The 15661-nt window shown below is 72.1% G+C and carries 15 protein-coding genes; 1 reads left to right on the top strand and 14 read right to left on the bottom strand.

Going from position 1 to position 15661, the window contains the following annotated elements:
* Window positions 1-111: 111 nt before the first annotated feature.
* Window positions 112-1953, bottom strand: coding sequence for a UbiD family decarboxylase (locus tag G495_RS0103380; protein ID WP_028586652.1), 1842 nt, complete (start codon window positions 1951-1953; stop codon window positions 112-114).
* A gap of 118 nt (window positions 1954-2071) precedes the next feature.
* Here G495_RS0103380 and G495_RS0103375 point away from each other — a divergent pair, with 118 nt between their 5' ends.
* The gene (locus G495_RS0103375; RefSeq protein WP_028586651.1) at window positions 2072-2353 is read left to right on the top strand and encodes a c-type cytochrome; all 282 of its coding nucleotides are present in this window, start codon (window positions 2072-2074) and stop codon (window positions 2351-2353) included.
* A 42-nt stretch (window positions 2354-2395) separates the two neighbouring features.
* Here G495_RS0103375 and G495_RS0103370 read toward each other — a convergent pair whose 3' ends face one another.
* From G495_RS0103370 to G495_RS17370, 13 genes are all read right to left on the bottom strand, one after another.
* The gene (locus tag G495_RS0103370; protein WP_028586650.1) at window positions 2396-3697 is read right to left on the bottom strand and encodes a radical SAM/SPASM family putative metalloenzyme maturase; all 1302 of its coding nucleotides are present in this window, start codon (window positions 3695-3697) and stop codon (window positions 2396-2398) included.
* A gap of 89 nt (window positions 3698-3786) precedes the next feature.
* Window positions 3787-4986 carry a type IV pilus twitching motility protein PilT gene (locus G495_RS0103365; protein ID WP_028586649.1) on the bottom strand — a complete coding sequence of 400 codons (1200 nt, stop codon included), beginning with the start codon at window positions 4984-4986 and terminating at the stop codon, window positions 3787-3789.
* Complete coding sequence (locus G495_RS22180; RefSeq protein WP_211234125.1) at window positions 4983-5933, bottom strand: hypothetical protein; 951 nt, start codon at window positions 5931-5933, stop codon at window positions 4983-4985. Before G495_RS22180 ends, G495_RS0103365 begins: the two co-directional genes overlap by 4 nt.
* A gap of 134 nt (window positions 5934-6067) precedes the next feature.
* Window positions 6068-6307 carry a hypothetical protein gene (locus G495_RS0103355; protein ID WP_028586647.1) on the bottom strand — a complete coding sequence of 80 codons (240 nt, stop codon included), beginning with the start codon at window positions 6305-6307 and terminating at the stop codon, window positions 6068-6070.
* 160 nt (window positions 6308-6467) lie between these two features.
* Window positions 6468-8747, bottom strand: coding sequence for a hypothetical protein (locus G495_RS0103350; protein WP_028586646.1), 2280 nt, complete (start codon window positions 8745-8747; stop codon window positions 6468-6470).
* Between the two features lie 11 nt (window positions 8748-8758).
* A complete protein-coding gene (locus tag G495_RS22175) occupies window positions 8759-9313 on the bottom strand; it encodes a prepilin-type N-terminal cleavage/methylation domain-containing protein (RefSeq protein WP_028586645.1) in 555 nt (184 codons plus the stop codon).
* Window positions 9294-9701 carry a type II secretion system protein gene (locus tag G495_RS0103340; RefSeq protein ID WP_028586644.1) on the bottom strand — a complete coding sequence of 136 codons (408 nt, stop codon included), beginning with the start codon at window positions 9699-9701 and terminating at the stop codon, window positions 9294-9296. The genes G495_RS22175 and G495_RS0103340 overlap by 20 nt, the downstream gene beginning before the upstream one ends.
* Window positions 9698-10195, bottom strand: coding sequence for a prepilin-type N-terminal cleavage/methylation domain-containing protein (locus G495_RS0103335; RefSeq protein WP_028586643.1), 498 nt, complete (start codon window positions 10193-10195; stop codon window positions 9698-9700). Before G495_RS0103335 ends, G495_RS0103340 begins: the two co-directional genes overlap by 4 nt.
* 2 nt (window positions 10196-10197) lie before the next feature.
* Window positions 10198-10605: a type II secretion system protein gene (locus G495_RS17380; RefSeq protein ID WP_035250860.1), complete on the bottom strand. Its 408-nt coding sequence runs from the start codon at window positions 10603-10605 to the stop codon at window positions 10198-10200.
* 65 nt (window positions 10606-10670) lie between these two features.
* Window positions 10671-11075 carry a prepilin-type N-terminal cleavage/methylation domain-containing protein gene (locus tag G495_RS17375; protein ID WP_035250858.1) on the bottom strand — a complete coding sequence of 135 codons (405 nt, stop codon included), beginning with the start codon at window positions 11073-11075 and terminating at the stop codon, window positions 10671-10673.
* Window positions 11076-11139: 64 nt separating this feature from the next.
* Window positions 11140-12357: a type II secretion system F family protein gene (locus G495_RS0103320; RefSeq protein WP_028586642.1), complete on the bottom strand. Its 1218-nt coding sequence runs from the start codon at window positions 12355-12357 to the stop codon at window positions 11140-11142.
* 34 nt (window positions 12358-12391) lie between these two features.
* Window positions 12392-14101, bottom strand: coding sequence for a GspE/PulE family protein (locus G495_RS0103315; protein WP_035250857.1), 1710 nt, complete (start codon window positions 14099-14101; stop codon window positions 12392-12394).
* Window positions 14102-14131: 30 nt separating this feature from the next.
* Window positions 14132-15661 carry an AAA family ATPase gene (locus G495_RS17370; protein ID WP_051445021.1) on the bottom strand — a complete coding sequence of 510 codons (1530 nt, stop codon included), beginning with the start codon at window positions 15659-15661 and terminating at the stop codon, window positions 14132-14134.

Genomic DNA, 15661 nt, shown 5'->3' with positions numbered 1-15661 from the left:
GCCGGGCGCGAGGGCCGGGCCGGGGCGCGAGGGCAGGGCCGGGCGCGAGGGCCAGGCGCAGGGCCGGAGCGGACGCCCAGGCCGGGCCGGAACACGGGCCGGGCCCCGCGCTCAGATGAGGCCCGCCAGCGGCCCGCCGGGCGCGCCCAGAGCGTCCACGCGCCGCTCCACCTCGGGGTCGGGCTCCAGGGGCGGGGCGTGGTAGGTCTTCAGGCGCGCGTCGAGCACCAGCGGCCCGGTGCAGCCCCAGTGCTTGCAGTGGGTGAAGGCCCCGGCGCCGTAGAGGTCCGTGGCCGGGTCCGAGCGGGTGAAGGCCACCCAGAGCAGGTTGTCCCAGCTGCGGGCGGTAAACGCCGCGTCGTCGGCGCAGACCACCAGGGGCAGGCCCTCCAGCCCCGGCACGCCCTCCAGGGCCCGGGCCAGGGCCTCCAGGCGCGGGTCGTGGGCGTCGCGGCCCTGGTCGTGGGCCGGGCCGCGCAGCACAAGGATGCCCGGGGCGGCCAGCTGCGGGTCGGAGAAGCCCCCGGGCAGGGCCAGCCCGCCGGGAACTTCCGTGGCCAGGGTCCGCCGCGCGGGGCCGCACGAGGCCCACAGCAGCTTGGAGCCCTGGTTCAGGCTGATGCCCGAGTAGTCCAGGGTGTCCATGGTGGTGCGGGTGATGAAATGCAGGTCGCGCGCGAGGTCCACGCGCTCCAGCATGTGGCGGAAAAAGGCGGGCACGTCGTGGGCCGACAGGCGTGCGTCGTCCTCGCGGGCGGCGATGAGCACGTATTTGGACAGCGCGGTCTGGGTGGATCCCAGCAGGGCCATGCCGTTGGTCAGCAGTTCCTGGGGCGTGCGGCGCTCGGCGTAGGGCACGTAGCGTTCGCTGCCCACGGCCAGCAGCAGCGGGTGGACCCCGGCGGCGTCCACGGCGTGGACCTCGTGGACCCCCGAGAACACCGTGGGCACCAGCTCGGCGGTCAGCTCGTGGATGAAGGCCCCGAACACCGTGTCCTCCTGGGGCGGGCGGCCCACGGTGGTGAAGGGCCACACGGCGTCGGGCCGGTGGTACACGGCGTCCACCTCCAGCACGGGGAAGTCGTGGGTCAGGCTGTAGTAGCCCAGGTGGTCGCCGAAGGGCCCCTCGGGCTTGCCCGTGCCGGGCACGATATGGCCCTGGATGCAGAAATCGGCCCGCGCGGGCACGGGCAGGGCCCCGGGGCGGCGGACCATGGCCAGGCGCCGCCCGCCCAGCACCCCGGCGAAGAAGACCTCGGGCATGCCGTCGGGCAGGGGCATCACGGCGGCCAGGGTCATGGCCGGGGGCCCGCCCACGAAGATATTCACCGGCAGGCGCTGGCCCCGGGCCAGGGCCTCGGCGTGGTGGTGGCCCAGGCCGCGGTGGATCTGGTAATGCAGGCCGACCTCGCGGTCCGGCGCGTAGGCGTTGCCCGAAAGCTGCACGCGGTACATGCCCAGGTTGGAGGCCGCATAGCCGGGCCGGGCCGGGCTTTCGGAATAGACCTGGGGCAGGGTCACGTAGGCCCCGCCGTCCATGGGCCAGGACACGAGCATGGGCAGGTCCGACACCTGGGCGCGCTGGGCCAGGGCCGGGCCGGAGCGCACCGTGCGCGGCAGGGCCCGGGCCAGGGCCAGGGGCACCCCCGCGTAGCGCCAGGGGCGGCGCAGGGCGTCCAGGGGGTCCACCTTGAGGGCGAAGAGGCGCTCCATGGTCCGCAGGGTGTCGCGGAAGATGAAGCGCAGGCGCTCCATGGTCCCGAAGACGTTGCCGACCATGGAGAAGCGGCAGCCGCGCACGTTCTCGAAGAGCAGCGCCGGGCCCCCGGCGGCGAACACGCGGCGCTGCACGGCGCCGATTTCCAGGCGCGCGTCCAGCTCCTGGCGGATGCGCACCAGTTGCCCGTGCCGTTCCAGGTCGTGCAGGCAGGCCTGCATGTCGAGGTAGCCCATTGCGTCGGCCTCCGTGCCCTGCTAGGGTTTGCGAAAAAGAAAATGTGCCAGACCCCGCGCGCCCTTGGCAAGGCCCAAGGCCGCGCGCCGCGCAACCGCAACCGCAAGGGGAAACCCCATGCCGCGCATCGCCGCGTTCGTTCTCGCCGCCGCCCTGGCCCTGGCCGCCACCGCTCCCGCCGCCGCGCCCGCCGCAGACCTGGCCCGGGGCGAGGCCCTGGCCAAGGGCTGCCAATGCCACGCCACCGAGTTCCACGGCGCCGACCCGGCCCGGATCGTCACCGCCCTCAAGGCCTTCCGCGACGGCACCCGCTTCAACAAGGCCATGCAGAACAAGACCAGGACCATGACCGACGAGGACATGCAGGCCGTGGCCGACTGGTTCGCAGCCCAGAAGTAGCCCCCGCCCGCCCTGGCGCCCCCGGCTCCCCGGGGCTGCCCGCTACCCCAGGCACTGGTAGAGCCCCAGGGCCCAGGGGCAGTCGCCGCAGGGCACGTCGCGCCCGTAGCAGTCCAAGTCGTGCGGCTCGGCGGCGATGAGGTCGCAGGGGCTCATGGCGCAGTCCAGGCAATAGGGGTAGTCGTAGCGCAGCACGGCCTCGCGGAAGCGCACGAACGGCTCGGCGCGCCACAGCTCCAGCGGGCCCTGGCCGTTGACGGCGCCAAAGCGCGCCGGGGTCACGGGCTTGCGCCGCCCGTCCAGATGGCAGACGTAGCGGTGCCACAGGAAATAGCACGGCGCCAGCGCCCCGAAGCGGTCCACGAACACCCGCCCCTCCTCCACGAAGGCGCAGTGCCGCTCGAAACGCGGCGCGGCGGCGGGCAGACGCAGGTCCAGCCCCTCGCGCGCGGCGGCCAGGGCAGCGGCCCCGAAGGCGTCCTCCAGGCGGCGCAGCTCGCCCCCGTCCTGGCCCAGCAGCCGCTGGGGCCGCATCCAGACCCCATCCTGCGCGCCCTCGTCCAGCATGGCCCGCACCAGGGCCACCAGCCGCTTCTGCTCCCCGGTCTTGTCGAAGCGCCACAGCACGTCCAGGTAGGCGTCCAGGTCCAGCCCCTCGCGCGCGGCGCGGTCCTTCCAGCGGCGGTACAGGGCCAGGGCCGCGTCGCTGGACGAGGGGTGGGCCACCAGCCCGGCGGCCTGCGGCGCGTAGGGCAGCATGTGCGACACCAGCAGAAAGCGCACGCCCCGGGCCGCCACCCAGCGCACCAGCTCCGGCAGGTCGGCCACGGTGTCGCGCACGAGCACGGTTTCGGCCCCCGGCTCCAGGCGCGCGCCGGGTACGGCGCGGCGCACCCCGGCCAGGGCCGCCAGGGCGCGCTCCACATCGCCCAGCTCGCCCCCGGGGCGCAGGGTGCGGAAGGTCTGCGGCGCGCTGCTGTCCACGGACACGCAGACCCGGTCCACCCCGGCGGCGGCCAGGGCGGCGGCGCGCGCTGGGGTCAGCAGGCGGCCATTGGTCTGGATGCCGATGCGCGCGGCCCCGGGCATGGCCGCGCGGGCCAGGCGCGCGAAATCGTCCAGCCCCGGGTGCAACAGCGGTTCGCCGATGCCCGTGAGCACCAGCGAATCCAGGTGCGCGAAGGCCGGGGCCAGGCGCGCGAAGACGGCGGGGTCCATGTCGCCGTCGCCGATGTCCGCGCCCGGGGCCTGCTTGACGCACAGGGCGCAGCGCATGTTGCAGCGCGTGGTGACCTCCACGGTCATGCGCGAGGGCTGGGGCAAAAAGGCGGGATGTCCGGTCATGCTGGCGTGGTCCTGTGGGCTGTGGTCCCGGAGATGGGCGCGTTGCGGGCCAGGATGCCCCGGGCGCGGGCGCGCCGCATTGACCGGGATCAAGCCCCGGGCAGCGGGCCGCGTTCGGTGATCTGGCGGATCACGTCGGACAGGGCGTCGTCGTCCTCGATGGTCAGGGCGCCGGGGGCCGGGGCGGCGGGGGCCGGGGCGGCGCGCAGCGCCGCCAGGGGGTCGATGAGCGGGGATTCGTAGACCGTTTCGCGGGCCGTTTCCTGCCCGGAGCGCAGGGTGCGCGAGGGGTGGATGTAGGGCTTCCTGCGGGCCTGCATCTCCTGGGCGTAGGTGCCGAAGGTGAACATGCCCGCCTCGCGGCCCAGCTCCATGGCGTTCTCGATCTGGCTCAGGCGGTTCTCGCGGATGATGCTGCGCACGGCCTTGCCCGTGCGCAGCACAGCCAGCTCGGGCACCCGGAAGCCCAGCTCCGGGCGCAGGGCCAGCCGCTGCACGATGACCCCGCACAGGGCCGAGGACAGCTGGTAGCGCGCGAACTCCTGGGCGTCCGCCGGGAAGGCGTTGAGCATGCGGTACAGGGCCTCCTCCACCGAGCTGGCGTGCAGCGTGGCGAAGACCAGGTGCCCGGATTCGGCGGCGTCCAGGGTCAGGCGGACGATCTCCGAACGGCGCAGCTCGCCCACGCAGATCACGTCCGGCGCCTGGCGCAGCACGTCCACCAGCCCCTGCTCGAAGCTCTGGAAGCTCGCGCCCAGCTCGCGCTGCTCGATGAACGACTTCACCGAGCGGAAGCGGTATTCCACCGGGTCTTCCAGGGTGACCACATGGGCAGCGCGGGTGCGGTTGATCTCGCCCAGCAGGGCGGCGATGGTCGTGGTCTTGCCGCTGCCCGTGGCCCCGCACAGGAGCACCAGCCCCGAGGCCTCGCGGCAGAAGTCGCCCACCGAGGGATGCAGATTGAGCATCTCGATCTCGGGGGCCTCGCCGGGCAAAAAGCGCACCGCCAGGGACAGCCCGCGCGTGGTGGCGAAGATATTGATGCGCAGGCGCGTGCCGCACACGGAGATGGCGAAGTCCACGGACCACTGGCGGCGCAGGGTCTCGGCCTGCTGGCGGGTCATGAGCGAACGCGCCAGCTCGTCCACCTCGCTGTGGCGCAGGACGATCTTGCGCTGGGGCGCCACGGTGCCGTCCTTGCGCAGCACCACGGGATGCCCGCCGGTGATGTGCATGTCCGACACGCCCTGCTGCACGCAGGACTGGACCAGGGCCTCGAAGTCGCTCATGGCGCCGGGGCGGCCTGCGGAGCGGCGGGCGCCGGGGCCGGGGCGGCGTCCGGGGCCGGGGTGTCGTCGGACGCCGGGGCGGGCAGCGGCGCGGGGGCGGGCTCGGGCCGGGGCTCGCCCGGGGGCCGCTGGGGCGCGGCAGGCCCTGGCAGGCCGCGCCAGCCTACGGTGGCCACGTAGGGCACGGCATGGACGCCCATGCGCCGGAACACGGCGTGGTTGTGGGCCAAAAGCGCCCGGTAGCGCAGGCGCCGCCAGAAGCCCTGGGGCCCGGCCTCGAAGTCGGGGCGCACGGCATTGCGGAAGGCGTCGATGAAGGGCGTGCCCGCCAGCACGTCCTGGTGCAGGGCGATGAGGCGCGTCACGTCTTCGGGGTGCTCGGACACGGGGATGTAGGCCACGCCCGAGGGCGTGCTGGTGGCCAGGTCGGCCACGGCGCGGCGGCAGGCCGGGCAGCTGGGGGAGAAATACACGCGGGTGGCGGCGTTTTCGGTGTTGCCGTAGATGGCCCAGCCCCCGCCGTCGCCCGCCAGGGCCACGAGATTGGGCGACAACGCGGCCAGCCAGAGCATGGCCAAAAGGGCCCCCGCCGAACCCCGGGGGCGCACGGCGGCCAGCAGGCACAGCCAGACCACGAAGAACCCCGCCCCGGCGATGAGGCAGTTGACGCACGGGGCCAGGAAGGCCATCACCGTCAGCAGCCCGGCGTCCAGCAGCACGATGGGCCCGGCCAGGCCTAGGGCCGTGACCGGCGAGACCACGGCCACGACCGCCAGCAGCCCGAAGCCGCCCACGCCCCACCACCACAGCGACACATCCCACAGCGACCAGTCCTGGTACAGGGCGCAGCCCGAGGTCACGCACAGCCGGTCGGCCAGCCCCAGGGCGGCCAGGGCGCAGAACACCAGCCAGGCCAGGGAGAAGATCATCGCCAGACGGCGGGCCATGCCACCGTTGTCGCGTCGGTTCAAAGCCACGGGAACCTCGCAGGGTTACGCGATGCCTTGGGCCGGGCCCCGGCCCGACCGCCCTTGTGGTTCCAGGTCGGACGAGGATTGTCAAGCCCGGGGCGCGAATTCGCCTACTGGGCCGGGGCCGGAGCCGGGGCTGGAGGCTGGGCCGGGGCCTTGTCCTGCGGGGGTTGCGGGGGTTGCGAGGGCTGGCGCTCCCCGGGGCCCGGGGCCGCAGGCCGGGGGGCCGGGGCCTGCGCCGGGGGCGCGAGGGTGTCGGGCTCGATGGCCAGCAGGGCCCGGGCCGGAGCCGGGGCCAGCAGGGCCGCGCAGAGCGCGGCGGCAAGAAGCATGGCTGCAAGGCGGTGCATGGCGTGTCCTCCGGCGGGCCGCCCCGAAATGGCGGTCTGCCGCGTTGCTCAAAAAATCCAGACCCTCGCGTCTGCCTTTCTGCCCGTCGGCCCTGGATTCTTTCGCGTCCTCATCTCACCACTGTTCAACGGTCGGCAAAAAAGGCTTGCCGCCAGTCGGCTAGTCCACCAGGGGCATGGGCGTGTCCTCGTAGAGCAGAAACCCCAGGGCCAGGTCGTCGAAGGTCACGGCGTTGTTGCCCGCGTCGGCGCGGATGAGCCTGCCGTAGGCGTGCAGCCCCACCTCGGGCCGGTTGGTGGGCCAGCTGTTGGGGTTGGCGGGCCACTCGGCGCTGTTCGGCGTCAGGAACTCGCGGGTGCGGATGGTGCCGCCGTCGGACAAGATGCGGATGTCGGCGGCGGTGTCGGCGGCGATGGCCGCCGTGTTCACCCCGTCCCACTTGCACTGGTGCAGAGTGTAGGCCGGGGCGTCCATGACGAAGGAGAAATAGTCCGCGCTGGCCGACCAGTCGCCGATGCGCAGCACCGGGTAGATGGGATAGCTGTGGCCGCGGTTGGACACCCATTCCGGCCTGTAGCGCAGGCGGCCCCGGTCCTTGCTGGCGGCGTTGGAGGCGCCGGTGATGATGTTGTAGGGCGTGGCGTCGCCCGTGCGCGTGGTCAGGCCGCTCTGCTCGGTGGCGTCGCCGTAGAACACCTTGAAGCGGTTGACCTTCTCGCCGTTCACGAACTGCTCTTCGGCGCGCACCACCAGGGTGGTGTTGTCGTTGACGATACGCCCGTCGATGTTGAGCTGCTTGGGATACAGGCCCCATTCGCCGGTGATGGAGGCGCCGTTGTTCCGGTAGCCCAGCACCTTGTAGGCCAGCCAGGTGCTGACCCCGTTCTTGTTGCGCCAGAAGACCAAAAGCACCCGGTCGGACTCGGTAAGGCTCAGGGGATAGTCGCTGGAATCCACCAGTTCGGGCGGGGTGTTCCAGGTATGCACGGTGGTGCCCTGGCTCGCAGGCTTGACGCCGCTGGGGATGTGGTCGCCCAGCACGGTATACCAGGTGCCCCGGTACCGCTGGCTGGGCAGCGGGCCGCTGCCGTAGAACTTCAGGAACGACACGCCGTAGAAGTCGTACTGCCCGGCGGTGGCCGTCTCCCGCAGGCGCAGGGAGAGCCCGGCCAGGGCGAAGGGCAGCTTCCAGCCCGAGGCAATCTTGGTCTGCACGTCGTAGGATAGCCGGGTGTCCTGCTTCCAGCGCCACTTGAACAGGCTGTCCTTGTTCAGCCGCACCACGTGGCCCCAGGGGCCGCTGCTGTCGCGCTCCAGGCTGTGGATGGCCGCGTAGTTGATGTGCGAGCCCTGGGTGGACTGGTAGGACTTGACCTCCAGCACGGTCCTGTTGGCGCCGTCCAGGCGCAGGGTCTTGTCCGCGCTGTTGAAGGCCGTCAGGTCCGTCATGGTCGTTTCGATGACCCGGTTGGGGTCGGCCACGCGCTCGGTGGGGTCGATGTTCGCGGCGCTGTCCACCGGGGAGTCGTAGTGGACCAGGGTCTTCTGCGCCGCGTAGGTGCCGGTGCCCACGCTGCCCGTGCAGCGCAGGGCGTAGGCGTTGCGCAGGATGAGGGTCGCGTTCTGGAAGTCGGCCAGGGCGAAGGAGCCCGTCTCGGGCGTCAGGCCCTTGAGGGTCACGCTGCCGCCGCTCTCCACCACGCGCTCGCGGTAGGTGTAGGTCTTGTCCACCCCGGGGATGTGGATGCGCCCGTTTTCGGGCGGAAAGTTGGCCATGGCGGCAGGCAGGCCGGTCAGGCTGGCGGCGCTGCCCGCGGGGGTGTTGCTCGTGGCGTGGGCGATGTTCACGAAATCCAGGTCGGCGCTGGCCCCGAGCACGGCCCCGCCGGACAGGGGCGCGTAGGTGAAGGCCACGGTCTGGCTGCCGTCCGGGGCGGTGGACACGGTGGCGGCGGAGGCCAGGGTCACGGGGATGTCGTTGCCGATCTCGTCGCGCACGCTGATCATGCTGCCCGCCGGAAAGGCGATGGGGCCCGAGGCGGCTTCGGTCATGTCGGCCAGGGGCACCCGACGCACGGCGGCGGCGGTGATGGTCCGCGTGGCGGTGTTGTGCGCCAGGGCCTTGAAGCCGTAGGAGAACGCCCCGAGGTTGAAGCGGGAGTTGGTGTTTGCGTCGAGCACGAAATCGCGCCCGTCGATGGCCTCGAACAGGGCCGTGCGGTCGGCGCCTGCGGCCTGGGCGTTGTATTCGGCGGCGGCCAGGCGGATGCCCGCCTCGGCGGCGTAGGTCGCGGCGCGCCCGGGCACGGCGCCGGGCTGCTCCAGGGCGCTGGTGGTCAGCAGGTCATGCACGGCCACCCCTGCCCCGGCCATGAGCAACAGGGCGATGACCAGGGGCACGATGGCCGCGCCCGGACGCGACGCCATGGTCTGGCGCATGGGCGGCCTCCTCATTGCAGCCTCGGCGCGCGGGCCGCGCCGGTGAACAACGGGTTGACGGTGGTGGTGAAGGCCCGCTCGGCGTTCAGGTACTGCGAGGCCAGGGCCACGCGGATGCGAATCTCGTACAGGTCGCGCAGTGCGCCGCTGGTGGGGTTCCAGGCGCTGCCGTCGGCGCGGTGGTAGGTCAGCATGCTCCCGCCGGTGGCCACGCCGTCCAGCAGCACCCGCCCGCCGAGCACGATGGTGCTGCCCACGCGGCGCAGGGCCAGGGGCTGGCCGTCGGTATCCAGGAAAAAGAGGTTGTCGGCGTCGTTGCCCGCGCGCAGGGCCGGGTCCATGCCGCGCAGTTCCTGCAACTCGACGAACAGGCGCGTGAGCGCCAGGCGGCCCTTCTGGGCCAGCTCCACGGACTCGGCGGCGGCAATCCAGCTCGTGGCCGAATAGGTCAGCGCCGAGACGAACATCACGCCCACGAAGGCCAGGATGGTCATGGCCAGGATCAGCTCGACCAGGGTGAAGCCCGGGCGCGGGCGCAGGGCGGGTCTACTGGGCGAAATAGGCATACATCACGTAGTCGCCGCAGGTGAAGCGCACCTTGCGCAGCGGCGTGGAGAAGGTGAACGTGCCCCCGGTGTCCGACACGGTGTGCGCTTCCACGGCCAGGGTCACGGCGCCGCTCTCCGGCGCCCAGCCCGAGAGCAGGGTGTTCAGGTTCAGGGTTCCGGCCTCGAGCTGCTGGCGGTAGGCGGCCTGGAGCCGCTCGATCTCGCGCAGCAGGTCGTACTGGCGGTCCACCTGGATGGCTGTCTCGTTGCCGAAGTGGGGCATGTGCTGCTGGGCCATGGTCGTCACCAGGGTCGCCAGCAGGGCCCCGACCACGAAGACCACGATGAGCTCGACCAGGGTGAAGCCGCGCCGGGCGCGGCGGGGGCAAGGGGCGGCGGGCGTCATGGGATGTACCCCGTGTGCGCGGTGACGGTGAAGGACTGGCTCTGGCCCTCGTGGGTCAGGGTCACGGCGAAGTCGGCCGCAAGGCGGCCCGCGTCGGTGTACACGGCGGAGGAAAAGGCCTGCCCCCGGCCGTTGAAGGCCAGGGTGAAGGCCGCCGGGGCCACGCTGCTGGCCAGGGTCACGGTGTCGGCCTCCTGGCCGGGCAGGCGCACGGACGTGCCCGTCGCCGTGCCGGTGAACAGCCAGTAGGCCCCGTCCTGGCAGCGGATGCCGTAGGGCGTGTTCAGGCCCATGGCCTGGGCCTGGGCGAAGCGGATATGCGTCTTGAGCACGGAAAATTCGTAGGGCAGCGTGCGGTCGTCGCCGTCGTTCATGCTGCTCGCCGCCACGGCGGCCAGGATGCCCAGCAGCAGCAGCACGGCGATGACCTCGACCATGGTGAAGGCCGGGGCGAAGGCGGCGCGCGCGCGGCGCAGGGGGCGCGAGGCAGGCACGGCTAGCGGCTCCAGGCGGCGGGTTCGGCCAGGGTGGCGGCGCTGCGGGCCAGGGGGGCGGAAACGTGCTGGAACTCCAGGGTCCCGCCCGAGGAGCCCGGGCCGGAGGTCCAGGCGTAGTGGTCGCCCAGGGCCGTATCCACCCGCGCCAGGACCGCCGCGTCCATGGCGGCGTCGCTGGCGGGCACGGCGTTGTCGATGCGCAACCCGCCCCAGGCCATGGTCTCGCGGGTGTTCAGCTCGGCCACGGCGGCGTCCAGGGCGCGCAGGGCGGCGTCCTCCTGGAGCGTACCGAAGCGGGGCAGGAGCACGGCGGTGAGGATGCCCAGCAGCACGAGCACGGCCATGATCTCCACCAGGGTGAAGCCCGGGGCGCGACGGTCCCGTGGCCCGGCCTGGGGCCGGGCCACGGGGCCACCGCAGAGCGATCTCCGCAGGGGGCGCCTGGCCCCCTGCGGAGTTCCCGTGGTCACGGCTAGCGGCTCCAGCGTCCGGGCGCGTCGGTGGTCGAGGCCGTCCGGGTCAGAGTCACGGTGTCGGCGTCGGCCATGCTCTTGTGCTTGATGGCGCCGCCGGAGGCGGAGGCGGCGGTGGTCCACACGAAGTCGGTGCCCACGCCGGTGCCGTAGTCCGTGTGGCCGGTGACGGAGGTGTCGGCGGTCCACCCGGCGGTGGAGAGCTTGACCTTGCCCCAGACGATGTTCTCGCGACCGTTCAGCTCGGCGATGACGGCGTCAACGGCCTTGTTGCCGGCCTCTTTCTGCAGGTCGATGTACTTGGGCACGGCCACGGCGGCCAGGATGCCCAGGATCACCAGCACGGCGATGATTTCGACGAGGGTGAAGCCCTGGCGTTTCAGGGTGTTGGAAGTGGTCTGCATGTGTTCCTCCAGAAGCGGTTGTTGGGTTGAAAAACGCCAAATGCCTATGGCCCGGGGGGCGGGCCTAGTGCGCCATCTTGGTCAAATCCCACATGGGCATGAAAATGGCCAGCGCGAAAAAGCCGACCACCGCCGACAGGGCGACCATGAGCAGCGGGCCGATCATCTCGGCCATGCGGCCCACCTGGTATTCGACCTCGTAGTCGTAGTGGGCCGCCACCTCGGAGAGCATCTCCTCCAGGTTGCCCGACTCCTCGCCCACGGCGATCATGTTGACCACCATGGGCGGGAAATAGTCGCTGCCGCGCAGCGGCGCCGAGATGCCCCGGCCCTCGCGCAGCTTCTCGCCCAGCCCGTCGAACACGCGCGAAACCGCCGCGTTGCCGATGGTCCGCGAAATGATGTCCAGGGACGCCAGCACGGACACGCCGCTGGATTGCAGCAGCCCGAAGATGCTGGCGAAGCGCGACATGGCGCCCTTCTGGAACACCGGGCCCACCAGGGGCAGGGCCAGGAGCAGCCGGTCCTTGTGCAGCCGCCCGGGGGGCGTGCGCACATACAGCGACGTGGCGCCGACCACGCCCACCACCGTGAGCAGCATCAGCGGCCAGTAGGCCACCAGCCCCTTGTACATGGCGATGCAGATTTCCGTGGGCAGGGGCAGGTCGATGTTGGCCGACTCGAAAAGCATGGCGAACTTGGGCACCACGAAGGTCAGCAGGAACAGGAAGGCCCCGAAGAGCATGACCAGCACGATGGTCGGATAGGTCAGGGCCGAGACGATCTGCTTGCGGACCTTGTACTCGTGGTCGATGAGGTAGATCAGCCGGTCGAAGACGTTGACCAGGTTGCCGCTGATCTCGCCCGCGCGCAGCATGGCGCAGTACAGCTCGTTGAACACCTTGGGGTGGCGCGAAAACGCGTCGTAGAGCGTCGCGCCCTGCTTGAGGTCCTGGACCACGGCGCTCACGGTGCGGCGCATGAGCGGGTTCTCGGCCTGCTGCTCCATGATGCGGAAGACGTTGACGATGGAAATGCCCGCATGGACCATGGTCCTGACCTGCTTGGTGAACAGGATCAACTCCTGGGGCTTGACCGTCTGCAACAGCGCAAGACCGCCCCCGCCGCCCTCGGCGGCGTCGGACCCGCCCGCGCGCACGGACTGGGGGATGAGCCCCCTGGCGGCCAGCAGCTGCATGGCCTGGGCCTCGTCCGCCGCCGCCACGACCCCGCTCACGGGGGCGCCGGTTTCGCTCATGGCCTTGTATTTGTAGTTGGGCATCCGTGTCTTCCTGTGGCAACCGGCAAAAGGGAAACTAGACCAGCACCGCCGTGAGCGCTTCTTCCACCGTGGTCAGGCCCTGGGCGACCTTGTGGGCCGCGTCGTCGCGCAACAGGCGCAGCCTGCCCGCGTCCATGGCCGCCCGGGCGATCTCGGGGGCGGCGGCCCGCGCCAGGATCAGGCCCTGGGTGGCGGAGTCGATCTCCAGAATCTCGTAGAGCCCCACCCGCCCGCTGTAGCCCGTGCCGCCGCACAGGCGGCAGCCCACGGCGCGGTAGTAGGTGCCGTCCTCGGGCAGGCCCAGCAGGGCCAGGCCCGCCGGGCGGCTGCCGTCCACCTCGCGGCAATGCGGGCAGACCCGGCGCACCAGGCGCTGGGCGATGGACACCAAAAGCGTGGAGGCCACCAGGAACGGCTCCACGCCCATCTCGATGAGCCGCGTCACCGCGCCCGCCGCGTCGTTGGTGTGCAGGGTGGAGAGCAGGCGGTGGCCGGTCATGGCCGCCTGCACGGCGATGCGCGCGGTTTCCTGGTCGCGGATTTCGCCGACCATGATCACGTCGGGGTCCTGGCGCAGGATGGAGCGCAGGCCGCTGGCGAAGGTCATGCCCGCCTTGCGGTTGAGCTGCACCTGGCGGATCTTGGGCACCCGGTATTCCACCGGGTCCTCCAGGGTCACGATGTTGATGTCGGGCGTGTTGAGCTTGCGCAGCACGGCGTAGAGCGTGGTGCTCTTGCCGCTGCCCGTGGGCCCGGTGGTCAGGATCATGCCGTAGGGCTTGACGATGGCCGCCTCGATCTTGGCCCGCTCGGCCTCGGGCATGCCCAGGTCGTCCAGGCCCAGGGCCGCGCCCGTGCGCATGAGCAGGCGCAGGATCATGTTCTCGCCGTGGATGGTCGGCAGGGTCGAGGCGCGCACGTGGACCTCGCGGCCCTCGACGTTGAAGGTGAAGCGTCCGTCCTGGGGCACCATGGCCACGGCGATGTCCATGTTGGCCAGGATCTTCAGCCGCGAGACGATGGGCAGAAAATAGTTGCGCGGCGGGGCGGGCACCTCGCGCAGCCGCCCGTCCACGCGAAAGCGCAGCTGCACGTGGTCCTTCTCGGGGCTGATGTGCACGTCCGAGGCGCCCTCGCGCACGGCCTGGGTCAGGATGGAGTTGACCAGCCGGACCACCGGGGCCTCCTCGGCCATGTCCTGGAGCGAGGCCACGGCCACGTCGGGGCCCTGCTCCATCTCCTCGGTGGTGGCCTCGCCCGCGGCGGAGAGGTCCTCCATGCCGTCCATGACGCCGCCCAGGTCGTTGGCGATGCCGTAGAGGGCGTAGGTCAGGGCCTCGAAGTCCTTCTCGGTGCAGATCACCGGCTCCACTTCCAGCCCGGTGTGGATCTCCACGGCGTCCAGGGCGGCGATGTCCATGGGGTCGGGGGTGGCCACGGTGAGCAGGCGGCCCTTGCGCGCCACGGGCACGATGCGGTGGCGCTGGGCCAGCTCGGCGGGCAGCACCGACTCCAGGTACACGTCGTAGGAATATTTCTCGGAGCTGTAGGTGTCGATGGCCAGCTGGCGGCTGACCAGATCGATGATCTGGGCCTCCTTGAGGATGGCCCGGTTGACCAGGTATTCGCCCAGGCGCATGCCGCTGCCGCGCTGCTCGGCCAGGATGCGCGACAGCTCCTCCTGGCCCAGCAGGCCCGCCTCCACCAGCATCTCGCCGAGCTTCTTCTTCCGTATCGCCTGCATGTCTGCCTCGTATCCCGCAGTGGTCCGCGTCTAGCGCGGGGAAAGCATGGCCAGCCCGTGGCCCACGGCCAGCAGGGCGCCGCTCCCGGCGGCCTGCCGGGCCGCCTGGGCCTCCTCGCGCGTGGCCCAGGGGCCGCCCAGGGTCACGGCGAAGCGCAGGGCGCCGTCGTCGCCGCGCCAGGGCAGCACCCGGGCGTCCAGCCCCAGGGCGCGCGCGCCGCGCCGCGCGGCCCAGGCCGCGTCCAGGGTCGGGTGCTGCTCCAGCTGCACCCAGAAGCGCGGCCCGGCCCCGCCCAGCAGCGGCAGTTCCACGCTCTGGCCCTCGGGCAAGGCCCCGGGGTCCGCCAGGGCGGGGTTGACCGCCAGCACCCGCTCCAGCAGGGCCGGGCTGTAGCGTCCGTAGACCCCGTGCACCACGTGCGACAGGCTCTCGCCGGGCCCCAGGCGGACCTGCCCCAGCAGCGGGCCGGGCGCAGGCGCGGGGGCGGCAGCGGGCGCGGAAAGGGGCGCGGGGGCCTGGGGCGCGGGGGCCGCTTCGGCCTCGGGCGCGGTAAAAGGCGCGGGCGCGGCGCCAGCCTGGGCCGCCCCGGCCTGGGGCAGCGCGAGGGCCACGGCAGCCTGGACGCCGGGCGTCGCCGCCCGCAGGCCCAGCCCCGGCAGCCACGCCACAGCGCCCGCCACGGCCAGGGCCACCGCAAGCGCCCCCGCCGCCAGGGCCGGAGCCGCGCGCCGGGCCGCAGGCCGCTCCTCGCGCGCCACGGCGCGCACCAGGCGCCAGGTGGCCCGCCTGCGGTCCTGCACGATGAGCGCCAAAAGCGCCTTGTGCCCCAGGCGGATGATCCGGCGCGGGAACCCGCCCGAGGCCAGCCGCAGGGCCAGATAGCCCCCGGGGGTGAACAGCTCGGGCGCCCCGGGCGCGGCCCCGGCGCAGCGCAGCCGATGGCGCACCAGGGCCCGCGTCTCGCCCAGGCTCAGGGGCCCCAGGCGGAACAGGGCGTTGACGCGGTCGGCCAGATTGGGCGCCGCGTCCAGGGCGGCCTGGAATTCCTCCTGGGCCAGCAGCACGATCTGCAACAGCTTGCTGTCGTTGGTCTCGTAGTTCAGCAGTTCGCGCAGGGCTTCCAGGGCCCCGGGGTCGAGCTTCTGGGCCTCGTCCACCACCAGCACCACCGTCAGCCCCTGGTCCACACCCTTGCGGAACAGGGCGTCCTTGATGTCTTCCTTCACGCGCCAGGGCGAGTCGCCCGGGGCCGGGGGCGCGCCGCAGAGCATGGCCCGCAGCACGCCCAGGAACTCGGCGGTGCTCCCGCAGGCGGGGTCGAGCAGCAGGTGCGTCTGCACCCCCGGGTCGGCGGCCAGCTCGCGCAGCAGCCTGCGGCACAGGGTCGTCTTGCCCGTGCCCACCTCGCCCAGGACCACGTTGAGCCCCCGGCGCAGGCGCAGGGCGATCTCCAGGCCGTGCAGCACCGCCCGGTGCCCGCGCGACTCGTGGAAGAAGTCCGGGTCCGGCGAGTTGGAGAACGGCTCCCCGCGCAGGTCGAATATCTCGTAGTAGCGCAT

The organism is Desulfocurvus vexinensis DSM 17965 (assembly GCF_000519125.1).
Lineage (GTDB): Bacteria > Desulfobacterota > Desulfovibrionia > Desulfovibrionales > Desulfovibrionaceae > Desulfocurvus > Desulfocurvus vexinensis.
The sequence above is the reverse complement of the archived record's forward strand: the minus strand, read 5'-3'. Positions and strand labels throughout refer to the sequence as shown.